The organism is Chryseosolibacter indicum (assembly GCF_018598585.1).
GTDB lineage: Bacteria > Bacteroidota > Bacteroidia > Cytophagales > Cyclobacteriaceae > Chryseosolibacter > Chryseosolibacter indicus.
The window spans coordinates 42,087-65,824 of sequence record NZ_JAHESD010000019.1; the positions used below are offsets into that span (position 1 = coordinate 42,087).

24 protein-coding genes are annotated in these 23,738 nt (G+C 39.8%); 14 read left to right on the top strand and 10 right to left on the bottom strand.

All coding sequences use genetic code 11. The annotated features are described in order from the left end of the window. Nucleotides 1-142: 142 nt before the first annotated feature. Nucleotides 143-904, bottom strand: coding sequence for a cyclase family protein (locus KK060_RS10570; protein ID WP_254153694.1), 762 nt, complete (start codon nucleotides 902-904; stop codon nucleotides 143-145). A gap of 140 nt (nucleotides 905-1,044) precedes the next feature. Continuing rightward, nucleotides 1,045-2,058: a 2-hydroxyacid dehydrogenase gene (locus tag KK060_RS10575; protein ID WP_254153695.1), complete on the bottom strand. Its 1,014-nt coding sequence runs from the start codon at nucleotides 2,056-2,058 to the stop codon at nucleotides 1,045-1,047. Nucleotides 2,059-2,190: 132 nt separating this feature from the next. Here KK060_RS10575 and KK060_RS10580 point away from each other — a divergent pair, with 132 nt between their 5' ends. Continuing rightward, nucleotides 2,191-2,652: a pyridoxamine 5'-phosphate oxidase family protein gene (locus KK060_RS10580; protein ID WP_254153696.1), complete on the top strand. Its 462-nt coding sequence runs from the start codon at nucleotides 2,191-2,193 to the stop codon at nucleotides 2,650-2,652. Here KK060_RS10580 and KK060_RS10585 read toward each other — a convergent pair whose 3' ends face one another. After that, nucleotides 2,653-4,050 carry an MBL fold metallo-hydrolase RNA specificity domain-containing protein gene (locus tag KK060_RS10585; RefSeq protein WP_254153697.1) on the bottom strand — a complete coding sequence of 466 codons (1,398 nt, stop codon included), beginning with the start codon at nucleotides 4,048-4,050 and terminating at the stop codon, nucleotides 2,653-2,655. A 132-nt stretch (nucleotides 4,051-4,182) separates the two neighbouring features. Here KK060_RS10585 and KK060_RS10590 point away from each other — a divergent pair, with 132 nt between their 5' ends. Genes KK060_RS10590 through hemN form a run of 4 tightly spaced genes read left to right on the top strand, consistent with a single transcriptional unit; the run spans nucleotide 4,183 to nucleotide 9,017 of the window. Next, the gene (locus KK060_RS10590) at nucleotides 4,183-5,034 is read left to right on the top strand and encodes a universal stress protein (RefSeq protein ID WP_254153698.1); all 852 of its coding nucleotides are present in this window, start codon (nucleotides 4,183-4,185) and stop codon (nucleotides 5,032-5,034) included. Nucleotides 5,035-5,044: 10 nt separating this feature from the next. After that, on the top strand, nucleotides 5,045-7,435 hold the full coding sequence (locus KK060_RS10595; protein ID WP_254153699.1) for a heavy metal translocating P-type ATPase: 2,391 nt from the start codon (nucleotides 5,045-5,047) through the stop codon (nucleotides 7,433-7,435). 4 nt (nucleotides 7,436-7,439) lie between these two features. Beyond that, complete coding sequence (gene ccoS, locus KK060_RS10600; RefSeq protein WP_254153700.1) at nucleotides 7,440-7,631, top strand: cbb3-type cytochrome oxidase assembly protein CcoS; 192 nt, start codon at nucleotides 7,440-7,442, stop codon at nucleotides 7,629-7,631. Nucleotides 7,632-7,646: 15 nt separating this feature from the next. Further along, nucleotides 7,647-9,017, top strand: a complete 1,371-nt coding sequence (gene hemN, locus KK060_RS10605; RefSeq protein ID WP_254153701.1) for an oxygen-independent coproporphyrinogen III oxidase — start codon at nucleotides 7,647-7,649, stop codon at nucleotides 9,015-9,017. Nucleotides 9,018-9,074: 57 nt separating this feature from the next. Here hemN and KK060_RS10610 read toward each other — a convergent pair whose 3' ends face one another. The 5 genes from KK060_RS10610 to KK060_RS10630 all read right to left on the bottom strand — a co-directional run bounded on the left by KK060_RS10610 (nucleotide 9,075) and on the right by KK060_RS10630 (nucleotide 12,330). Continuing rightward, the gene (locus KK060_RS10610) at nucleotides 9,075-9,563 is read right to left on the bottom strand and encodes a GyrI-like domain-containing protein (RefSeq protein ID WP_254153702.1); all 489 of its coding nucleotides are present in this window, start codon (nucleotides 9,561-9,563) and stop codon (nucleotides 9,075-9,077) included. 6 nt (nucleotides 9,564-9,569) lie between these two features. Beyond that, entirely contained in the window at nucleotides 9,570-10,130 is a 561-nt protein-coding gene (locus tag KK060_RS10615) for a hypothetical protein (RefSeq protein WP_254153703.1), read from the bottom strand. Nucleotides 10,131-10,386: 256 nt separating this feature from the next. Beyond that, nucleotides 10,387-11,046: a hypothetical protein gene (locus tag KK060_RS10620; protein WP_254153704.1), complete on the bottom strand. Its 660-nt coding sequence runs from the start codon at nucleotides 11,044-11,046 to the stop codon at nucleotides 10,387-10,389. Between the two features lie 83 nt (nucleotides 11,047-11,129). Beyond that, entirely contained in the window at nucleotides 11,130-11,693 is a 564-nt protein-coding gene (locus tag KK060_RS10625) for a Crp/Fnr family transcriptional regulator (RefSeq protein WP_254153705.1), read from the bottom strand. A 55-nt stretch (nucleotides 11,694-11,748) separates the two neighbouring features. Further along, entirely contained in the window at nucleotides 11,749-12,330 is a 582-nt protein-coding gene (locus KK060_RS10630; RefSeq protein WP_254153706.1) for an LOG family protein, read from the bottom strand. Nucleotides 12,331-12,468: 138 nt separating this feature from the next. On the opposite strand from KK060_RS10630, the gene KK060_RS10635 reads away from it, so the two are divergent. The 8 genes from KK060_RS10635 (at nucleotide 12,469) to KK060_RS10670 (ending at nucleotide 20,752) form a co-directional block, all read left to right on the top strand. Beyond that, nucleotides 12,469-13,683, top strand: coding sequence for an ABC transporter permease (locus KK060_RS10635; protein ID WP_254153707.1), 1,215 nt, complete (start codon nucleotides 12,469-12,471; stop codon nucleotides 13,681-13,683). 286 nt (nucleotides 13,684-13,969) lie between these two features. After that, complete coding sequence (locus KK060_RS10640) at nucleotides 13,970-14,497, top strand: hypothetical protein (protein WP_254153708.1); 528 nt, start codon at nucleotides 13,970-13,972, stop codon at nucleotides 14,495-14,497. Nucleotides 14,498-14,772: 275 nt separating this feature from the next. Next, nucleotides 14,773-16,899: a cytochrome-c oxidase, cbb3-type subunit I gene (gene ccoN / locus KK060_RS10645; RefSeq protein ID WP_254153709.1), complete on the top strand. Its 2,127-nt coding sequence runs from the start codon at nucleotides 14,773-14,775 to the stop codon at nucleotides 16,897-16,899. A gap of 112 nt (nucleotides 16,900-17,011) precedes the next feature. Further along, nucleotides 17,012-17,206 (top strand): cbb3-type cytochrome c oxidase subunit 3, encoded by a 195-nt coding sequence (locus KK060_RS10650; RefSeq protein ID WP_254153710.1) that lies wholly within the window; start codon nucleotides 17,012-17,014, stop codon nucleotides 17,204-17,206. A gap of 4 nt (nucleotides 17,207-17,210) precedes the next feature. After that, nucleotides 17,211-18,128 carry a cbb3-type cytochrome c oxidase N-terminal domain-containing protein gene (locus KK060_RS10655; RefSeq protein WP_254153711.1) on the top strand — a complete coding sequence of 306 codons (918 nt, stop codon included), beginning with the start codon at nucleotides 17,211-17,213 and terminating at the stop codon, nucleotides 18,126-18,128. A 17-nt stretch (nucleotides 18,129-18,145) separates the two neighbouring features. After that, nucleotides 18,146-19,633, top strand: coding sequence for a cytochrome c oxidase accessory protein CcoG (ccoG, locus tag KK060_RS10660; RefSeq protein ID WP_254153712.1), 1,488 nt, complete (start codon nucleotides 18,146-18,148; stop codon nucleotides 19,631-19,633). A 12-nt stretch (nucleotides 19,634-19,645) separates the two neighbouring features. Continuing rightward, on the top strand, nucleotides 19,646-20,074 hold the full coding sequence (locus tag KK060_RS10665; protein ID WP_254153713.1) for a FixH family protein: 429 nt from the start codon (nucleotides 19,646-19,648) through the stop codon (nucleotides 20,072-20,074). Nucleotides 20,075-20,095: 21 nt separating this feature from the next. Then, nucleotides 20,096-20,752: a sulfite exporter TauE/SafE family protein gene (locus tag KK060_RS10670; protein WP_302180052.1), complete on the top strand. Its 657-nt coding sequence runs from the start codon at nucleotides 20,096-20,098 to the stop codon at nucleotides 20,750-20,752. A gap of 9 nt (nucleotides 20,753-20,761) precedes the next feature. Here the strand turns inward: KK060_RS10670 and KK060_RS10675 are convergent, their stop codons facing one another. Both KK060_RS10675 and KK060_RS10680 read right to left on the bottom strand, forming a co-directional pair. Next, nucleotides 20,762-21,823: a response regulator gene (locus tag KK060_RS10675; protein ID WP_254153715.1), complete on the bottom strand. Its 1,062-nt coding sequence runs from the start codon at nucleotides 21,821-21,823 to the stop codon at nucleotides 20,762-20,764. A gap of 18 nt (nucleotides 21,824-21,841) precedes the next feature. After that, the gene (locus KK060_RS10680; protein ID WP_254153716.1) at nucleotides 21,842-23,092 is read right to left on the bottom strand and encodes a PAS domain-containing sensor histidine kinase; all 1,251 of its coding nucleotides are present in this window, start codon (nucleotides 23,090-23,092) and stop codon (nucleotides 21,842-21,844) included. Between the two features lie 96 nt (nucleotides 23,093-23,188). Between KK060_RS10680 and KK060_RS10685 the strand changes: the two genes are divergently transcribed. Further along, the gene (locus KK060_RS10685; RefSeq protein ID WP_254153717.1) at nucleotides 23,189-23,617 is read left to right on the top strand and encodes a universal stress protein; all 429 of its coding nucleotides are present in this window, start codon (nucleotides 23,189-23,191) and stop codon (nucleotides 23,615-23,617) included. Nucleotides 23,618-23,738 lie beyond the last annotated feature (121 nt).

The window sequence follows — 23,738 nt, forward strand, 5'->3', positions numbered from 1 at the left end:
CGGTCAATTTTAAATATTATTTCAGAAACAACAATATTTAAAATGTTAAATAAACTGCAACTGCGATGTTATATGACCCTGTCTCCTTCGCAACTAAATTTTCTTTTAATGAATTTGCGTATTAGCGTCCCTGGGCCAGTAGCTATTCCATAATAGCAACAACCCTGGCAGGAGCTGCGGAAGCACCAACTATCTTCAGTGGGAAAACCGCTACTTTAAAACCACTATAGGGAAGTGCATCTAAATTTACCAATTGCTCAATATGACAATACTCTTTTTCCCTGCCAACAAGATGCGCTTGCCAAAACAAGTCAGGGTTGGATGTCTCTTTTGCTTTCTTAATCTGATATGGTAAAGGAAGATCCCAACCCCATGAATCTATACCCATAACTTTTATTCCGTGATCGATGAGCCAGGATGTTGCTTCTGCGCTCATTCCTGTACCTATATATGGGAACTCCTTTGTTCCATTGAACTTATCTCTACCGGTTTTAATAAGCACGATCATATCGCGCTCGAGAGTAAGATTTTCACGTTGTAAAAAATTTTTAATGTCATCAACCGTAATGGCGTCAAAGTCTGGTTTATGCTTCATGTCAATCACCAAACCTTTGCCATAACACCATTCTAAAGGAATTTCATCAATGGTCTTTGATCGCTTGCCACCAGTGGTAGGAGAATAATGCCAGGGTGCATCTATATGGGTTGTAGCATGAACACCCATTTTCCTGATGGTGTCATCAGCCCATCCTTCAAATCCCTTAGGAAACAATTTAAACGGAAGGCCTAATAGCCTGATTAACCATTTAGATTGTTTATGGGACTTACTTTTGATAACTACCCTCATAAACCAAGGGTCAGCCTTGTTGTATTTTATAGACTTGGAGAGGTCAACAATTTTCATTTATTCTATTTAGTGCGCAAACATATTAATTTTCGGCAAATGTGTGCATACACTAACTGTAAGCTTATAAATTACATAGCTTTAATAAAAAAGGGTTGAAGTTTCAGTCCTTCAACCCTTCAAAATATTCAATTAAAATATCAGTTAACATTAGCAACCTTCGCTACTTTGTTAAGTTCATGCGGCGAAGTCTGGCCATCTTCCCAATAGTCAATATTCTCGATAGTTGTTCCTGCAATGCCCTGTAAAGCCTCGGTGGTAAGGAAAGCCTGGTGCCCTGTAACAATAACGTTTTTATTAGACCTTAGTCGTGTAAACAAAACATCCTTGAGTGTACTGTTTCTATGGTCTTCAAAAAACAGGCTCTTCTCTTTTTCGTATACATCGAGGCAAGCTCCTCCTAACCTTCCGCTTTCCAATGCTTCGAGAAGATCTTCTGTATTTACAATACCACCTCTTGAAGTATTGATAAGTATTGCATTCTTCTTCATCTTTTCAAGCTGAGGTTTAGATATCAGATAACGGGTATGTTCGTTTAACGGACAATGAATAGAAATAATATCACTTGATTTGAAAAGCTCGTCAAGCGACACATATTGTAAGCCTAGCTCCTCAGCTTCTTTATTCTTTACAGGATCATATCCAATAAGCCTTGCACCAAATCCTTTCATGATTTTAACGAAAGCCATCCCAATTGTTCCGGTGCCTATAATACCCACCGTCTTTCCATGAATATCAAAACCTACAAGGGTATCGAGGCGGAAATCCTGAAGGCGCATCAGTGTTTGTGCTTCCGTTATTCTTCTGTTGAGGGCGAGTAGCAACGCTACTGCATGCTCTGCAATAGCATAAGGAGAATATGCAGGAACATTGGCTACGCTTATGCCAAGCTTTTCAGCTTTGGCCAGATCCACGTGGTCGTACCCTGCGGACCGTAAAGCAATAAAGCGTATTCCAAAAGCGTGAAGTTTTTGTATAACAGGTGCGGATGCATCATCTGCAGTAAATAATGCTACGGCTTCACAACCTGACGCCCACTGCGCGGTATCAAGTGTTAACTTCTTCTCAGTGAAGACTAGCTCATGTTTGCCTTCGGCAAGTCGCTGAAGAAAGGGTATTTCATATGCATGTGCGCTATAAACAAATATTTTCATCCGTTATAAATTTAATACAAATTTAAACTGACTATTTCTTACCCGTAATGATGATAATCAAAAATATGCCTGATAAAAGTCAGGTAACAATATTTATTGATACTTAACTTTACTAAATAACTAAGATGATTTATGCTAGGCAAATTAACAACCAAACAATGTGAGTACATTCTGCAAAGCAACTATATTGGTCGAATCGGCTGCTATACAAATGGCAAGGTTCTGGTATTGCCTGTCACGTATGTATTCGACGGAGAATTTATTTACGGCCGCTCTTTGGAAGGCACCAAGATCAGCATGATGCGTAAAAATCCCCATGTTTGTTTTCAGGTCGACAATATTGATGGTCTCTCAAGCTGGCGGAGTGTTGTGGTAAACGGAAAGTTTGAAGAGTTAAAGACAGAAGCCGCTCAGCAGAAAGCAAGAAAACTATTTTTAGAAAGGCTTCAACCGCTAACATTAGGAGAAACAGTAGACCCGGCCCGAGAACATGCCAACCCGCCTCATACTGTAGTAAAAAAGAAAAAGCCTATTATATATCGAATAGGCATTGATGAAATTGCCGGACGTTTTGAAAAGCAAGTAACCCTGTAATCAGATTCCCTCAAACAGGCTTACTGTTTCCAGGTATTGCGGTTCAATTACATTCCATCCCAGCTTCTCTCTGATAGCGTTTGCATATTGGATGAGGTTATTGCCTTCACCATGGATTGTGAAAACCATTTTAGGTTTAGATTTAAAATTGCCCATCCATGCAAACAATTCATTTCTGTCTGCATGGCCTGAGAGTGAACTCATATTGGCAACATGACATTTCACAGGCACTTCTTCACCGAATATTTTAATAAACGGTTTCTTGTCAACTATATCACGTCCTCTTGTGCCTTCAGCCTGGTATCCTGCAATAAGAATAGTATCCCTTTCATTTCTTAATCTATGATAAAGATGATGGAGTATTCTCCCTCCTGTCATCATTCCACTGGACGAAATTATGATTGCATTACTCTTGATTTCATTCAATGATTTTGAATGCTTTCCATTCTTTACAAACACGAGCATGTTTGTTTCCATCTCATGCGCAAACACAGAATGATTAAATTTCACTTTATGGTATTCGGGGTAGTTGTAGTACAGGTATGTTGCTGAAATAGCCATAGGGCTATCAATGTAAACAGGTACATCAGGAATCTTATCTTCCTGCATGAGTTTGTGCAAATAGTACAGCAGCACTTGCGTTCGTCCTACTGCAAATGCCGGAATTAACAGCACACCATTTCTCGCTAGCGTATCGTTAACAACGCGCTCGAGGTCGGCTGCAGGATCTATAACCGGATTATCCTTATTGCCATAGGTAGACTCAATAAACAATATATCTGCTTCTTCGATAACTGATGGAGGATACAACATCGCATCGCTGTTTCTTCCAAGGTCTCCTGAAAAGACGATCTTCTTTGTTTGGTTATCACCCTGAATAAGAACTTCTGTAATTGCGGACCCTAACAAATGACCAGCATCTGAAAAAATGATAGAGACGTTATTATTAATATTTACTTTCTGCTTAAACTTTAATTTCTTGATTAACGGAAAAACTGATTGCACATCTGTGCTAGTATAAAGCGGTTGTGGGTTTGCATGCTTTGAATATCCTTTAGAGACGGCATACGCTGCCTCTTCCTCCTGTAGTTTTGCAGAATCAAGTAACATTATTTCCATAAGTTCTGCGGTAGGCTCGGTGCAATAAACAGGACCGCTAAAGCCCTCTTTCACCAGCTTGGGCAGATAGCCGGTGTGGTCTATATGCGCGTGGCTAATCACCACGGCGTCAATGGTTGACGGATCAACAGGAAATTCATCCCAGTTTCTTAACCTCAATTCTTTTAATCCCTGGAAAAGACCACAGTCAAACAGAAACTTAAACTTGCCGACACTAACAAGATAGCGGGAACCAGTTACTGTACCAGTACCTCCAAGAAATTTCACTTTTACATCCATGGCGGCATTTTACAGAAGAATAATGAAAGTTAAAAACTGAATATCCTGACAAAAATCATCTTTTTCGATGATGTACCTCAAATATTAAAAGATCAGCAGGCAATAGCTTTGATCAACAAAATAAACAAACCCATGAAAAAAATTCTCGTACCCTGTGATTTCTCAAAGCCGGCTATCAATGCCTTTCGCTTTGCGCTTGATCTCGCCTCTCAATCAAAAGGTTCTATTGAGTTACTTCATGTAGTTGAGCTTCCGGTTATGCACGACACCGTGCTAATGCCAGTATTAAATTTTGAAGAAGAATTATTAAAAGAATTAAAAGAAAAATCGGAAGGAGAATTCTCGAAGATAATTACCAAGTACAACAAGGACAACGTGAAAGCAACTTTTAATGTTGTATTTGGTGCTCCTTCGCTTCAGATTATTGATTACATAAAGAATAATAATATTGATCTTGTGATAATGGGATCGCATGGTGCGAGTGGATTAAGAGAAATTTTCGTCGGTTCCAATGCAGAGAAAATAGTACGACATTCTCCTGTGCCTGTACTTGTTATCAAGAACTATCTCAAAGGTAGCATTAAGAACATTGCTTTCCCCAATGATCTCGAAGAAGAAGACCAGGAAGAACTGGTACATAAAGTAAAAACATTGCAGTCGTTTTTCGACGCAACACTACATCTTGTCCGAATTAACACACCGCTAAACTTCAGGTCAGATATTGTTACGCGCGAGCGATTAAAGGCATTTGCAAAACACCATGGACTAAAGAACTATACCATTAATATCTTCAATCATCCTAATGAAGAAGATGGAATTCTTGAATTCAGTAATTTCATTAAAGCAGATATTATTGCAATGGGCACACATGCCAGAAAAGGAATAGGACATCTATTGAATGGAAGTGTAACTGAAGATGTAACTAATCATACCAACAAACCCATCTGGACCTATTCGTTTAACAACGAATTAGCACAAGCTTAATTAATATCTCATGACAAGTACAGCAGTAATTAACGATTTAAAATGTTTTCACTGTGGCCAGGCATGTGAAGACGAAACACTTTGGCTAAACGAAAAACCTTTCTGCTGTTACGGCTGCAAAACAGTTTACGAGATACTTGATAGCAATAACCTTTGCGAGTACTACGACCTGGATAAGAACCCAGGGGTTCAGCTCAAGGATGTAAGCGACGAGACTTACGCATATTTGAACGAGAACGATGTACTTAAAAAGCTTTTGGAGTTTAACTCCGATACTTTTGCAAAGGTTACTTTCTATATCCCTGCCATGCATTGCATTTCGTGCATCTGGCTGCTGGAGAACTTAAGAAAATTAAACAAGGGTATTCTGCATTCGGAGGTGAACTTTGCCAAGAAGTCAGTAACCATTGATTATAATCCCCAACAAAGCAAACTAAGCACAGTAGCACAGCTGATTGCATCTCTGGGATATGCTCCCAAAATAACATTGGAGGATAGCGAAGGAGTAAAAAAGAAAACAGACCTATCCCTTGCTCTTAAAGTAGGCGTTGCAGGATTTTGTTTCGGTAACATCATGCTCTTTAGCTTTCCGGAATATCTGGGGCTTGATCATGCAGAAAAAGATCTGATGCGTATCTTTTCATGGCTTAACCTCGGTCTTGCAATTCCGGCCTTTTTCTTTAGTGGCTTTGATTATCTTAAATCTGCATTCAACAGTTTTAAACAAAAGCAGGTAAACATTGATGTTCCTATTGCAGCAGGTCTTATTGCCTTGTTTCTAAGAAGTGCTTATGATATCATTACTGCAACAGGGCCTGGCTACCTCGATTCATTTACTGGACTTATTTTCTTCCTGCTCATAGGCAGATGGTTTCAAAGCAAGACCTATGAAAGCCTTGCATTTGACAGAGATTTCACTGCCTATTTCCCCCTTGCTGTAAATAAAATTGAACAGGAAGTAAGCAAGCCAACAATCATTTATAAGCTAAGAAAAGGAGATTGCATCCAGATCCGAAACATGGAATTAATTCCTGCTGACAGCACATTATTGAATGACTCCGCTTATATCGATTACAGTTTTGTTACAGGAGAAGCAAGACCTGTAAAAGTTAAAAAGGGTGAACTGATTTATGCTGGTGGTCGCCTTATTGGCTCTCCGATAAAACTACTTGTTAATAAAGCTACATCGCAAAGTCACCTTACAAGTTTATGGAATAACGAAGCCTTTAAAAAGGTTGAAGAAAGCAAATACCAGAAAATTATAGATAGAGCCGCAAGGAAGTTTACCTGGATTGTACTGGTCATTGCATTTATTACGGCAATCTATTGGCAGATAACTGTGCCATCGCAGATGTGGCTAGTTTTAACTTCTGTATTAATGGTAGCATGCCCCTGCGCCCTTGCGTTAGCCGCACCCTTTACATTGGGAAGCATGCTTCGTGTTTTTGGAAAGAAACAATTATACCTTAAAAATGCAGATGTTATTGAACGGATGGCAGCTATAGACACCGTAGTGTTTGACAAAACAGGAACAGTCACACACGGTAACAATCCTGATATAACCATTGTAGGAGACTTGACGGAAGGGGACCTATCCAGAGTAAAGATGCTTGCTGGTTATTCTACGCATCCATTGTCTGTGATGATTGCAAAGCACATTAAACATTTTTCTGTAGAAGCAGTACTTGATTTTAAAGAGGTTCCGGGTAAAGGTCTTGAGGGCGTGATCGGCTCCAGGCGGTTCAGAATAGGTTCTGCATCTTTTACAGGATGGCACGAAAAAGCAAAACACAACTCCTACTCCCAGGTGTATGTCTCCATTAATGAGGAACCAAAAGGAATGTTTATCATCAGAACTGCTATACGCAAGAACATCAAAGATATGCTGGAAAGATTAGGAGACAAATGTCATTCTTTGCTCTCTGGTGATAATGATACAGTAAGGGAAGAAATGAAAAACCTTTTTGGTTCTAAAGTACAATTACATTTTAACCAAAGCCCACAGGAGAAATTGAACTATATACAAGATCTTCAGCGCCAGGGTAAAAAAGTGATGATGATTGGTGACGGGTTAAATGATGCTGGAGCATTAAAACAAAGTGATGTGGGAATAGCCATTACCGATGACAACGGAATATTTACTCCGGCTTGTGATGGAATTCTTCACGGCGACAAGATAACCTCATTGGACAAGATGCTCCAATTTGCCAAGTCGTCCTCAGGTATATTAAAAACAGGTTTTGCTATTTCCTTCTTCTATAATGCCATTGCATTAACATTTGCAGTTACAGGTCATCTAACACCGTTAATAGCTGCTATTATTATGCCTATCAGCAGCATCAGCGTTGTAGGCTTTAGTACACTTGCAGTAAAACTTGCTGCATCACGAATTAAATTTTAAAACTATGGGAATCATTGTGCTTTTAATCGCCATCAGTGTAACAATTGCCATTGCCTTTCTTGCTGTGTTCTACTGGAACATGAAAAGCGGACAATATGATGACACGTATACACCATCAGTAAGAATGCTGTTTGAAGACAAACCAGGTATGAAGGCTACACCCCATGCAAAGAACATAAAGAAGTCCCAGAAATAATTTCAGTTAACGAATATGACAACATATCCATCTCAAGCATCTTTATTGAAAAAGTATGACGTACCTACACCCCGTTATACCAGTTATCCTACCGTGCCCTTCTGGAATACTGAATTATTTTCGAGAGAGAAGTGGATTAACTCGGTGAGAAAAACTTTCAATGAGTCTAATGAAGAAAAGGGCATCAGCTTATATATACACCTGCCCTTCTGCGAAAGCTTATGTACATATTGCGCATGTACGACAAGAATAACAAAGAATCACAACGTAGAAATCCCATACATACAATCCATCCTCAAAGAATGGGAAGGATATAAGAACATCTTTGGCAGAAAACCAATAATCAGAGAACTGCACCTCGGTGGTGGCACCCCTACCTTCTTCAGCCCGGAGAATCTTCGGTGGCTCATCAGTTATATACTTGAAGATGTTGAAGTGCACCAGGATTTTGAGTTCAGCTTTGAAGGACATCCAAATAATACTACAAGAGAACATTTACAAACCTTATTTGATTTAGGTTTCAGGCGGGTAAGCTTCGGTGTACAGGACCTTAATGAGAAGGTTCAGCAAACTATTCACAGAATACAGCCATTTGAAAACTTACAAAAGGTTACGTTGCAAGCCCGCGAAATAGGTTACCAATCAGTTAGCTATGATCTTGTGTATGGTCTTCCCTTTCAGACACCATTTACTGTAACAGATACCCTTGAGCAGGTGCTAACCCTTAAGCCTGACCGTCTTGCTTTTTACAGCTATGCTCACGTACCATGGTTAAAGCCCGGCCAACGCGGCTATGAAGATGCAGATCTTCCATCACAAGCGCTTAAGCGACACCTCTATGAGATTGGCAGGCACATGTTAAAGAAAAATGATTACGCAGACATCGGTATGGATCACTTTGCGTTGCGTCATGATTCTCTATTTAAAGCGCACATTGCGGGTAAGCTTCATAGAAACTTTATGGGGTATACCACCACTAATACTGACCTGCTTATTGGTTTAGGATCATCGGCAATCAGTGATGCAAAATACGCCTATGCGCAGAACCTGAAAAAAGTGGAGGATTACATGGCTGATATAAAAACCAACGGTAGTGCTGTATTTAAAGGTCACATGCTTACAGATGAAGATCTTATCATAAGAAAATGTATTCTTGATATTAGCTGCAATGGAAAACTAAGCGAAAGCTTATTGCAACAGGTTGTTGACAAGAATATCCTCGATACTTTAATAGAAATGGAGAAAGAAGGAATTCTTTACCTGGATGATTCGGGCTTAAGAGTTACGACTGCAGGAGCACCTTTTATCAGAAATATCTGTAAGGTATTTGATCAACGTATGAGTACCCAGGAAGATCAGGTTCAGATCTTCAGCAAGGCCATTTAAAAACCAGCCTAAATCAGATTTGGTGCCCTTCCAAAAGAAGGGCGCTAAATCAAATTACTACATCTGCTTTCTTGTAATCGGTATCCAGATCTCTTCTTCCGAAGCAGGATCGTTGTTCTTGTACTTCTCTCCCAGAACTTCAAAATGCGGTCTGTCATCCAGCGTATACTGAGAGTTAGGAAGCCAGTTTTGAAAGATGTATTGGAAAGTGTGACTTCCCATATCCGCTCCTCCTTTATGTAAAAATACAGCATACTCCCCTCCTGGCATGATTGAAGTCTGCATACCTTCAGGGATATATGTGAAGTCAGCTACTTCCATAGAAGCCCATTTTACAAAGGGCGTGCTGGGATTAAATTGTGAAAAGTACAATTTATCATACCATTGCACGGAATAGAGACTATCTCCTACGCTATTTGTAATCTCCCTCCTTCTCATCATAAAGTTCTTCCATAAGAAACCTGTCTTGTTATCAGTTAAAGACATTGCCATTTGCATGCCTATCAACTTCTTCTCAGGTATCACTTCAATTCTTGGGGCTAACATAATATCTCACAAATTATCACTATACAATTTATATTCAGGTGTTTCGGTCGGATTCTCATCAGGGAAGATTAATGGAAGTCCTTCTTCTCTTGCTTCCCTTAAATCCTTTTCAGTTCCGCAAAAATACCATGCATCTTTTCCTGTTAATCCGATTGCCGGATTTACCATATAGTATCGCTTATCTGAATTAAATACCACCGGGATATCGTAAAGTATTGTCATCAATTCACTTGAGATCCGGTCTTTATCGGTATGCGTATGCATCTGGAAAGTTATATCATCATTAACCAGCGTGGCAATGTAAAATTTGCCATCTCTAGACAATGCTTCCGATACAGTAATCTCTTTTTCTGGCAAAGTTTTATCGACAATAGTTCTTGTCAGCGTAGACACATCACCAGCACCGTAAATTCTTTTTGTATCAATGGCAAAATCAATGAGGTGGTACTTTCTTTTAAGATCTTTGATCTTATGCATAAGGGCCGTAGTGTCAACTTTCGCATTATTATGCGATGATGAACAACCCATAGCTATAGAAAGCAGGATTATAACAGTATATGTTTTCATGCATCTGTAAATTCCCAATTTGAATTGGTCTTCCCACTTTTTAATTCTGTGAGAACAACCTCAAGGAATACCTGCGCCTTACAACCTACCTTCTAATTCCTTAACCCTTTGATAACAGTATCTCTCCATCACCTCCAAAAATGCCAACGATATCAATCAGGAAGTTCAAAAATACGGAAACGACAGAAAACGTAAGATGAACTATCTTTCGATTTGCTTTAAAGCCGGTGAGTAGCGAAAAATATGGGTGAATCATTCAATTTATTTGCCTCAGATGTGTTTGTAATACACGATAGATTGCATAAATACCAGGGATCATAGGTAGAACTGCGGTGTATAAACCCGAGAAATAATATCGACCAGTTGTTTTGAAATAGTAGTTCGGTGTATTTTCAAGGGTAGTTCCATTTATAATAAAAGATACAGGATCGGGATTATCAGGCTCTATGCAAGGTTGTAAAATGGGAAAAATAAAATGGGTGAACTCAGCTACACCAGGTCCGATGAAAATGAACCACGCAAAAAAACCGGCGAGAGGTATACGATAGAAAAGTCCAAGAGCAGTTAAGGTATAAATCACTGGCCCTATGAATGCAAAAATCATCAAGAAGGATTTTTCGGTCCATGAAATATTAAACAACCTACTCATTGAAGGTCCAAATTGTGTAAGATATTCTTCCATCATATGTATCTCTAAACCTGCTACAGTGAGAAGAAACAGCGGTAGGATAATTTTAGGATCAACAGGTCTTTTCAAATAAGTGAAAAACCAAAACAAGAAACCGATAACACCTGAGCCTCCTACTATAATAACAGGAGGCAAGCCAATTGTACGATAACCTTGAATGCAGGCTACAATGATAAAAATGAACGCACCTGCAGTACTTATTAAACGCGTAGACGCCTTTGTTTCCATATCCTTAATAATCTTGTTATACAAAACTATTTATCGGATAGGCAGATTCTTTTTACAAATGTTAAATAATGCTTTTAATAATTTTACTTTCTTGCTCTTATTCTGCTTAAGCTAACCTGGGTTATCCCCAAGTAGTTCGCTAAATCACCGAGGCTAACTCTTTGTAGTAAATCATTTTGTTCCCGAATGAAATTATTATAACGAACTGTTGCATTTTCCTCAAGCATTTCACTTATCCGTTTCATCATGTTTATGGCAGCCATAGAAACAAATTTCCTGTATAATCTCTCTATAGAATGATGAAGTTGACAAAGTGACTCAAAATCGGAATAGGTGAGGTAGGCTACTGTTGATGCCTCTAAGGCAATGATGTCGTATGTAGACGCGCCTTGTGTGATGTAACTTTCCAATTGCGTGCAGATAGAACCTTCAGTAAAGAACTTCATAATAAACTCTTTATCTTCTTTTTTAAAAGATGTTTTTAAAAGTCCATGCTCAACAAAATAAAACCGGCTGCAAACCTGCCCGTTCTTTAACAAGTACTCGCCTTTCTCAAAAGTTTGTCTCCTTATCTTTTTTAACAGGTCGGCAGAAGCAGGATCATCAAGCCTTGATATAGAATGGCAAAATTCAATAAAGTTATTCACGATTCAATAGCGCAGCGTAACAATATTCATATTATGGTTTTTCATCTGATGCTAATTACACCTTCTCTTTATTGATCCATTTAGGAACGGCAGGCGCTACGTAGTTCCTCATCTTATCTAAAAGATCATCCATGCTACTACTCATTAACAACATCTGTTGATTTACGGATTTTAAGAAACCATTGTCAACCATGGTCTGAACCATTTGCATCAATGGATCATAAAAACCATTTACATTCAAGATGCCAATAGGCTTTTTATGAAGACCAAGCTGTGCCCAGGTAAGCATTTCAAAGAACTCTTCCAGCGTTCCATATCCACCGGGAAGTGCAATTACACCATCGGAGAGGTCGTTCATCCTGGTTTTGCGTTCGTGCATACTCTTAACGATAATCAACTCTGTTAGCCCCTCATGAGCAATCTCTTTCGACTGTAGAAAATCAGGTAGCACGCCAATTACCTTCCCTCCTTCTTTTAAGGCTCCATCAGCAACAGCGCCCATAAGACCAACCTTCGCACCTCCATAAACCAGTTCTATGCCATTTTTAGCAAGTGTTTGCCCCAGTAGCATTGCTTGTTGCTCAAAGATCTTATCATTCCCAAAACTTGATCCGCAAAAAACTGTAATCCGCTTCATTTTATTAGCTCGTTATAGGCCTTAAAACTAGTATTTTTAATTATTCCTTGGAGATTGAATGAATTAAAATATCCGATCATGCATAATACTGTAACATTTTCTTTATAACATAGTCTTTAGTGAAGACATTTTATGGTTATGATTAAGAAGATAACAAACTCTTTTCTACTTGCCTTTCAAAACATCTACTCCCATTTCTTTCATACCATTTTATCGCTGTTAGGAATTGTTATCGGGGTAGCCTCTCTCGTATCCATCTTATCTTTAATAGATGGAATGGAAGAATACGCACAGGAACAGATAACAAACACCACTTCACTAAAAGCAATTGTAGTGCAATCAGAAACAAACAATACCATTAACGGTGTATCTGTTCGTAAAGACTCCGTTAAATATTTAACCTATCCTGATTTTAAAAGATTACTATCATCATTATCTCATCCTGCCAAAGGTTATCTCTTTCAACGAAAGGCAAAAGAAGTAACATACTACACGCTGAAAACAGCAGCCTACAACACGGGCACCAACTATATTGATTCCAGTGCTGTTGTTCTGCATGGAAGGAAATTAACTTCAGCTGATCTAGAAAACGGCAAAGAGATCGGTGTTATTACAGAAGCCCTTGCCAACTCATTGGCAAAGCAACGACCAATAGAACATCTGATTGGTAAAAAGATAGAGGCAGGTGAACAATCATTGGAGATTGTAGGTATCATCCAATCTAAACGCGTACCTGGCCCTGAAGTATTTTATCCTATAACTTTAATCAACGCAAAAGAACTTAACACAACACCTCCGTATGCTTTTATAGAGGCTGATCATGTGATACATGTTAATGCTTTAAGGGATGAGATTGATGCATGGCTGAAGAAGCGTTTTGCTGATGAGCATGCATTTAGTGTTAAAAGCAATGAGATAAGAGCGAAACAAGCTGCACAGGGTTTTTTCCTCTTCCGCCTTGTAATGGGATTAATTGTAGGAATATCAGTAATTGTAGGCGGAATAGGTGTAATGAACGTACTGCTGATTTCTGTTACAGAACGAACTTCAGAAATTGGTGTACGCAAAGCAGTAGGTGCATCAAAGGGTGATATTATTCTCCAGTTTCTTTCTGAATCGATAACCATATCTTTACTGGGCAGTTTTGTCGGACTAGTGATTGGAATACTAGCCACGCTAGCCATTATTCCGATTATCCGATCGTTAACACAAGCTCCCTTTCAGGCTGCATTTACCCTAAATACTTTGGTTATTATTTCAACCATTGCTGTGGTTGTAGGAATAGTATTCGGAACATACCCTGCATTAAGGGCATCAAAGCTGGACCCGGTAGAGGCTATACGAAGAGAATAGGCAGGAATATTTCAGCGCAGTTTCTCCGTTTTTTCCTGCATTTGTAGTATCTTAGCAGACTCTCGATATAAGAAGTATAATTCTTTTACTTCGTTTGATCCCGTTAACAATAATGTGCTGCCCCGAGTGCGGGGAGACTGTACAAAGAGTGCAGGGAGACTGTACAATGTAGCCATAACGAGCTATAAAAAGCCATCAGAAGCTATAGCAACTTATTTTATAACTTTTAACAGGATTGACAGTATTTGTCAAACGATCTATTTTTATTGCCTTGAAAAAAGATTATATGGCAAGAATTAAAGTAAATTCCCTGGTAAACGGCCTCAGCGGTTCTATTGGAGGGCTCACGTTTCGTACCAGAAACAAGACAACTATTGTTTCCGGCAAGCTAAAAGCGCCGCGTAAGCAAAGTGCTGCACAACGTGCTAACCGAAATAAGTTTCAGGATGCATCGCTTCATGTAAAAACTGCGTTGTTAGATCCACAGCTTAAGACGCACTACATGCAATTGGCCGGCGAACTTGGATTAACAAATGCATATACCGCCGCCATGAGTGAATACCTACGCAATGGGAAACTCTTGAATTTAGATTCGAAGAAACGTATACGTAAAAAAGGACGGAAGAATTCAAAAGCAACGAATTTTAAAATAGCACTGCTTTATGGTAATGGAAACACTGTTGAATCAGAACTTCCTTTCAATAAAGAAATTCAATTGCTGTTTTATAAAGTTTTTAAGAATAGTAATGGTAAAAAACCGATGAGGATCCGTTTGTCTCAGGGTGACAGTGTGATTTATTTGAGTAAGGATTGATTTACGGGAACGGAGATGGGCATGAAGCATTGAATTAAACAGAAAAGTATAAAATACTTCCCTTGTTCATCCCTTAAAGAGATTGCTTTGACCTGCTCGCATTCTACATTGGCTACGTCCTCTCAAAGAGCATACTTCAACAAGTAAAAAAACAGGTCTTAAACAAAGACCTGACAAAAATCAGTTTTCGATCTAACGACCATCATGTAGAGACTTTGGAGGGAGTTCTACTTTTAACACTGTAAAATTATCAGTGCTAAACCCTGGCCAAAGCTATGGAAATCGAAAAATTCAGTTACGACAACAAGATTGTAAAAGCATTCATGATAGCCACCGTTGTGTTCGGATTGGTTGGAATGCTGGTCGGACTTACAGCAGCTATACAGCTCGTGTATCCGATCTTTAACTTCGACACGCAATACACCTCTTTTGGTCGTATTCGCCCTCTTCACACCAATGCTATTATCTTTGCTTTCGTAGGAAATGCAATGTTTGCTGGGGTGTATTACTCCATGCAGCGTTTACTTAAGACGCGCATGTTCAGCGATACACTTAGCTGGATACATTTCTGGGGATGGCAACTTATTATTCTTGCCGCAGCTATAACGTTGCCTCTGGGTATGACTACATCAAAGGAATACGCAGAGTTAGAGTGGCCTATCGATATCGCCATAACAGTAATATGGGTGGTATTCGGCTGGAATATGATTGGCACCATCATTAAACGCAGAGAACGCCATATGTACGTGGCTATCTGGTTCTATATCGCAACATTTGTAACGGTAGCCGTATTGCACGTAGTTAACTCATTTGAGATGCCAGTGTCATTCTTTAAGAGTTACTCATGGTATGCAGGTGTTCAGGATGCATTAGTACAATGGTGGTATGGCCACAACGCGGTTGCATTCTTCCTAACAACGCCTTTCCTCGGAATTATGTACTACTACCTGCCGAAAGCAGCTAACAGACCCGTTTACTCTTACAGACTTTCAATCATTCACTTCTGGTCACTGATCTTCATCTATATCTGGGCAGGGCCTCACCACTTACTATATACTTCACTTCCTGACTGGGCGCAATCTCTTGGCGTAGTGTTCTCCATCATGCTTATAGCTCCATCATGGGGTGGCATGCTTAACGGATTGATGACGCTTCGCGGTGCCTGGGACCGAGTTCGTGAAGATCCTGTTTTGAAATTTATGGTTGTTGCTGTTACTGCTTACGGTATGGCAACCCTTGAAGGGCCACTCTTATCGCTGAAAAACGTAAACGCAATAGCGCACTTTACAGACTGGATTGTTGCGCACGTACACGTAGGCGGTTTAGGCTGGAATGGTTTCATGATCTTCGCTGTGCTCTACTGGGTAGTGCCACGCATGTGGAATACACCACTTTACTCTACAAAACTTGCTAACGTACACTTCTGGCTTGGTACACTTGGTATTATCTTCTACGCACTGCCCATGTACGTATCGGGCGTTGTACAAAGCCTCATGTGGAAGGAATTCAATCCTGAAGGTTTCCTTGTATACAAGAACTTCCTTGAAACAACGGTACAGGTACTACCCCTTCACGCTTTGCGGGCAATTGGTGGCGCATTATACCTGACAGGTGCTTTCATCATGACCTATAACCTGATCAAAACAGCTAAAGCAGGTTCTTTTGTAGCAAACGAAGAAGCAGAAGCTGCACCTTTAGTAAAAGAATATGTAGAAAGAACAGGTGGCTGGCACCACAGACTATTGGAGCATAAGCCTGTGTTATTTACTGTGCTTACACTGATTGCGATACTTATCGGAGGATTTATTGAAATGATTCCGACGTTCCTGATTAAATCCAACATTCCTACTATTACAAGTGTACAACCGTATACACCGCTCGAGCTTCATGGTCGCGACTTATACATCAGAGAAGGTTGTGTGAGCTGTCATACGCAAATGGTAAGACCTTTCCGTTCAGAGACTGAACGTTATGGTGAGTATTCAAAAGCAGGAGAATTTGTTTATGATCACCCTTTCCTCTGGGGATCAAAACGCACCGGTCCTGATCTTCACCGTGTTGGTGCTAAATATTCAAACAGCTGGCACTACAACCACATGCTTGCTCCGGATGCAGTATCAACAGGATCAATCATGCCAGCATACCCATGGTTGTTCGAGCAGATGATTGACAAAGGTGAAACACCAGGTAAGATAACTGCTCTTCGCAAAGTAGGCGTACCATATCCAGATGGATATGAAAACGAATCCAACGATGATCTTGAAAAACAAGCTGCAAAAATTACAGAAAGCTTAAAAGCTGATGGTATTGAAGTAGCCGATGACGCCGAGATCATAGCGCTGATCGCATACCTGCAAAGACTTGGAACAGACATTAAAGGAGAAAAAACAGCAGAGAAATAGATACTGGATTCTGGATGCTCGATTCTGGTATCTAGAATCTGGAATCTAGAATCTAGAATCTAGCATCTAGAATCCCAGCATCTAGAATCAACCACATTTAATACTTACTACCATGTATAAGAACGTCCTTCAAAGTATAGAAAACATCGCCATCTGGCCTGTAATATCATTCGTAATCTTCTTTATCTTCTTCCTATGTCTGCTGTTGTGGGTATTTACAACGGACAAAAAGTTAATTGAAAAGATGAAAGCACTGCCTATGGAAGATGCTTCTGTAGAAAACCAAACTACCACAGCCAAAAAATAAGTATATGAAAAGGACACTATCCATTTTTATCACCCTTCTGTTTCCATTAGGTGCATTTGCACAGGAACAGAAAAGCTTTTGGGATGACCCGATAAACAGTCCGATGCTCCCGCTCTACCTGGTAACTACATTCGTATTTATCGTTATAATATTGGTAGGTGCCGTAGCATTGTATCTCATCAAGGTGCTGAATATGCTTACTGAGCAAGCTGAAAAAGAAAGAGCACAAAAACTTGGTGTCGTTTACGTACCAAGACCAAACTGGTGGAGCAGATTCTCGCAGAAGATGAATGCCTCGGTGCCGGTAGAACAGGAAAAAGATATTGAACTTCATCACAGTTATGATGGAATTAAAGAACTGGATAATCACTTGCCTCCCTGGTGGAAATGGTTGTTCTACGGAACAATCGGATGGAGTGTTGTTTACCTGGTTGTATACCACTTCTCGGCTACACTTCCTTTACAGTTACAGGAGTATGAAAATGAAGTAGCTGTTGCAGAAGAACAAGCCAGAATATTTAAAGCATCTCAGCCACAGGAAGCCATTGATGAAAATCAACTAGTGTTTGCAAAGGACGCGGCAATCATTGAGAAAGGAAAATCAGTATTTATGAATAACAACTGTGCCTCTTGCCATAGAAATGATGGTGGCGGGAACACCATCGGACCGAATCTTACGGATGAATACTGGTTGCATGGCGGAGATGTGAAACAAGTGTTTCTTACAGTAAAAAATGGTGTAGTTGAGAAAGGTATGCCAGCGTGGGGTAAAGTGTTAAGCCCACAGGATGTAAGAGATGTGACATTCTTCATCTTAAGCTTGCAAGGAAGCAACCCAGCAAATGCAAAGGCACCACAAGGCGAGCTCTTTAAACAGAAAGCAATAGCCAGCGATACTACAAACGCGCAGGCCTCTCTTTAAGAAATAACAGAAACAAAATGGAAGGTGCAGTAAAATATAATATTCGAAAAGAAAGGCTTGGGAACAAGCAGGAAAGCTCGTGGGGAACTCAGGCCGAAGAAGCATTCAGAAATACAATTGCCACCGTAGACGAAAAGGGTAAACGTATCTGGATACATCCGAACAAACCTTCCGGCAAGTATCACCAATGGCGTATTGCCGTTACCGTTGTACTCCTTTCCATTTTGTTTGCAGGACCTTTTCTCAAGATTAACGGACAGCCCTTTCTTTTACTCAATGTATTTGAAAGGAAGTTTGTGATACTCGGGCAGGCATTCTGGCCACAGGATTTTTTCCTTCTCGCTATTGTCATGATCACATTCTTCGTATTCATCATTTTGTTTACAGTAGTATTTGGTCGCGTGTGGTGCGGTTGGATGTGTCCCCAGACACTGTTCATGGAAATGGTGTTCAGAAAGATAGAATATTTGATTGAAGGAGATGCTCCCGCGCAAAGAAGGTTAGCAAAAGAGCCATGGAACTTTAACAAGGTCTGGAAGAAGACATTAAAGCACACCATCTTTATTATTATCTCATTGCTGATCTCGCACACAGCAATGGCTTACCTGATCGGCATAGATCAGACATTATCTATCATAAACCACTCTCCTTCTGAAAACATAGCAGGATTTATAGGCTTGGTAGCCTTCACTGGTATCTTCTATGGCCTATTTGCAAAATTTCGCGAGCAGGCATGTATTGCAGTTTGCCCTTATGGAAGGCTGCAAGGAGTTTTACTCACGAAAGAGTCAATAGTAGTAGCGTACGATTGGTTACGCGGGGAGCCCCGTGGGAAAATGAAAAAGAACCAGGCTGAAAAAACAAGTACGGGCGACTGTATTGATTGTAAACTTTGTGTGCATGTATGCCCTACCGGAATAGACATACGCAACGGTACACAACTTGAATGTGTAAACTGCACCGCTTGCATTGATGCTTGTGACCAGGTGATGCTTAAGATCGGCAAGCCGAAAGGATTGATAAGATATGCTTCCTATAATTCAATTAAAGATGGTATTGCAAAGATTATAACAACAAGAGTGATAGGATACTCATTTGTATTATTGATCCTCATGGGCATTTTAAGTTTTGCGCTTATTACCAGATCAGATGTTGAAACTACGGTATTAAAAGTACCAGGCACATTATACCAGCGTGAACCAGGATACATCACGAACCTGTATAATGTTGAATTCGTCAATAAAACTTTTGAAAAACTAAGTGTAGAGGTGAAAGTAGAATCTCCTGCAACTGCAGAGTTTAACAAGGTTGATGGAAAGCAGATTATAATTCCGGCAGAGGGGATAGCGAAAAGTGTATACTTTATCAGAATACCTGAAGAAGATGTTACCAATGCACGCACGGTTGTCAAACTTGGCATATATCATAATGGAAAGAAAATAGAAACAGTTAAGGCCAAATTTATTGGCCCAGTAAGTAAGGCTTCAGACGCAAAAAGAAATTAACAGCATAATAGTATGAGTATAGGTAAATGGATTGTAGTGGCCTTTGTATTGTTTGCAGGCTTTATAGCAACGTTGGTTACGGTTTGTATGAAGGAAGATATAAGTCTTGTTTCAAAAGAATACTACAAAGAAGAGCTGGCTTACCAGAGCCAGATACAACGCATTAACAACACGGCAGAACTTAAAGCAAAACCTGTTATTACCGCAAGTGACAGCAAATTGAATATTGTTTTCGGCGATTTTAAGAACATAGAAAACGGAGAAGTTAAATTATTCTGTCCTTCTAATGACAACATGGACAGAACATTTAATATAGTAACAACAGAGAACACCATACAAACATTTGACGTGTCTTCGCTGCAGAAAGGAATGTACAAGGCAAAGTTTAAATGGAGAATGAATGGTAAAGAGTTCTATCAGGAAGAGGTAATATTTATCTAAATGATTCTTGCTGCAATTATAATGGGGTTTGCGGGGAGCTTTCACTGTATTGGTATGTGTAGTCCCCTGGTGTTGGCTATCAGCGCTAATGGTAAAAATGCCCTTATCAGGCGTGTCATTTATAATGCAGGGAGAATTTCTACCTATGGTTTATTAGGGGCAATTGTATCAGCTATCGGTATGGCCCTACCTCTTTTAAAGTTCCAAAATGCTATATCGCTTGGCCTCGGCATACTACTCATTGCCTTTTCCATCTTTCAGATGCGTTTACATATTCCTGTTTTAACCAAAGCAGCAAGCGCTCTTTCAGGAGTGCTTAAAACACTTTTCAGCCGATACATTCAAAAAAGAAATTATGGCTCAGTATTTATCCTGGGCAGTCTTAACGGATTATTACCCTGCGGGTTAACGCTTCTGGCCCTCACCTATTGCCTTACCTTGGCAGATCCCCTATCAGGATTTAATTACATGCTTTTGTTTGGCCTGGGTACAATGCCTGTAATGTTAGGACTTACAAGCGTGCTGCTCGAAATGGTGAAACGCTATAATCTTAACTTAAAAAAAGTTTCGACAGCCATATTACTGATCTCCGGGTGTATATTAATTGCGCGTGTATTTATCATGCATACACCTTCTCATGAAGAACAACGACTCGTGGATATTGTACTTTGCAGGTAAAGGAGCAGGCTAACGGGCCACACTCCATCTGATAACTTTTTCCAGCTTCTCGGGTTTCAATATTTTTATCTTCCCTCCCTGTATCTCAATCATGCCTTCTTCTTTAAAATCAGAAAGTACGCGGATAACGGACTCGGAGGCTGTGCCAACCATCTTTGCAAGATCTTCTCGCGAAATAGCAATATTCGATTTTGCATCTTTAAGAGAAGATGACTTCAGCAACGCTTCCGCAGTGCGCTGTCTAACGGAATTGTAAGCCAGATTAAGGAGCTGCTTTTCACGTTCAGCAACTTTTTTACACAACAGATTAATAAAGCTGGCAGAAACATCAGGATGTCCCTGTATCATTGTCATAAAGTCGTGTCTTGGAATTGCAATAAGCTCAGAGTCCTGCATTGCCACGGCTGATTCTGTGTAGTTACTATTTTCGAGTACTGATTCAAATCCAAAGAAGTCATTTTCTGCATAGAGGTTTGTAATCAGCTCTTTTCCATCAGGGTTAGATTTAAAGGTTTTTACGTTCCCTGACTTTATCAGGTAAACATAAAGCGGCATATCTCCTTCCGTAAATATCTCGGCCTTCTTCTTAAACACCTTTACTTTTTTGTCTTTGCCCAGATCTTTTAAACTTAACGCCTGTTGTGCGTCCCTGATAAAATTATCAAGTCCTTCAGGTGTTGCCTCATAGTGTTTCTGTTGCATTAAATTCTTCTTCAACCTAGCCTCAATGGCGTTAAGAAGATCGGTGTCATCGAAAGGCTTTGTCAGATAATCATCAGCTCCCAGGTTCATACCCTTGCGTATATCTGTCTTTTCTGTTTTCGCCGTAAGGAAAATGAATGGTATGGCGGCGGTCTCTTCTTTCTTACTCAAGATGTGAAGTACGCCATAGCCATCGAGCTCCGGCATCATTATATCACAAATAATCAGGTCGGGCTTTTCACGTTGAGCCAGCTCTACGCCTACTTTTCCATTTTCCGCTATAACTACATTATAATTTGCAAGCGCAAGAATTTCGGTTGTGTTCTCTCTTATTTCAGTATTATCTTCAATTAATAAGATTTTCTTCATTTAAATTTATAATTAATATTAAACGGGAACTGAAACAGTAAATGTACTGCCTTTACCATACTCACTTGAAAATGAAATAATTCCTCCAAGCAGGTCAATATATCTTTTTACAATATTCAAACCTAGTCCGGTGCCCTGTACGTTACCGGCATTGCTGGCTCTGAAAAATCTTTCAAACATATGTTTCTGATCCTGCAAGGGTATACCAATGCCTTCATCAATAATTTCAAAGATAAAATTCCTGTTTTCACTCCGGCACTTTAAAAGTATTGTTTTATCCTGGTCGGAATATTTGCTGGCGTTAGACACCAGGTTAAAGAGAATATTCCTCAATATCCTTACGTCGGAGTTGATATCATTTATTGGTGATTCGTACTGAACCTCAAACTTTTGTCCGGGTTTAAAAGTTGGTATCAACTCCTCCCTGATGCTTTCAATAAACTGCGGAATATCTATTAATGCCTTGTTGATATCAATTACCCCCTCTTCAAGTTTACCTAAAGACAAGAAATCATTAAGAATGGACGTCAGGTGATTTACCGACGACTTTATTCGTTGAATATGCTTATCAATTTTTTCTCTCTCCCCCCTCGCGTTATATTGGTTAATAAGCGAAGCAGAACTAAGCACAGTACTTAAAGGCGTACGAAATTCATGAGACGCTATTGAAACAAACTTGGTTTTAAGCTCATTTAATTCCCTCTCCTTCTCTAATGATTTACGTGCTTCTTCTTCGGCCTTCTTTCTTTCGCTTACTTCATTCTCAAGTTCCTGGATAGTTTTATGGAGCGCTTCCGTTCTTGATTGTACCTTCTTTTCAAGCTCAGCGGCGTAGACTATTAACTGCTCCTCGCTTCTTTTCAATGCATCTTCTGCCTTCTTACGCTGAGAAATGTCGCTGATAAAAGCCATTACTAAGATCTTTCCCTGTACCTGCGTATAGCTCAAGCTAATTTCAACAGGAAACTCCTGGCCATTCTTTTTTAAAGCTGTCAGGTCTCTCCCAAAACCCATCCTTCTCGGTTCAGGATGCGCATTAAATCCTTTCCTGAAGTTGATATGCCTGCCCCGATAACGTTCAGGTAAAAGCTCCTCAAGCGAAAGACCTGAGAGTTCATTTCTTTCGTATTCAAATATTTGCTCTGCAATAGGGTTTGCTATCACAATCTTTCCCATCTCGTCAACCATTACAATGCCCTCAGACATGCTTTGAAAGATCTCGCGGAAGGCATCATTTGTAACCTGCGATATAGGTGCGTGTATACTCATGATGTAAAAATAGCAACTTATAAAACCTGACAAAAGTCATCTTTATTATTGACGAAACTCTATTTTTCGCTGTATCGATATTCTTAAGTTCGTAATGTGAAAGAGACTTTAATAGCTGATACCATGGCTAAAACGATATTATGCACGATTGATATGTCCCAATCATCGCGGCAGGCAATACAATGGGCTATAAAAATGGCACAACAACTAAGGGGGCATTTAACCATTTTATACACTTACCGCCTTATTCAGTCAAGGTCGGGCGAAGTAATTCAATTGAAAAAACAAATGGAGGCACAGGCCCAGCAGCAATTTGAATTATTGGAAAAGGAGCTATTAATAAGTTCGGGAATATCCTATGATTTCAGAACAGAGATCGGCTTTGTTTCTGACAGAATTGAAGACCATGCCCGAAAGAACAACCTTAACTTTCTTGTAATGGACAAGAATATTACTAATAACAGCAGGGAAACTATAGAAGAGCTGATGGAAAACGTTCATGTACCTATGCTACTGGTACCCTAATTCACATAGAAGACCCGGCTTCTCATTCTTTCCAAGGTTATTTCATGGAAAGATTCAATACTTACGATATCTACGACATCCAGCTGATAAGGCTGTGAGGATTTGTTTTTAGAGACTAACA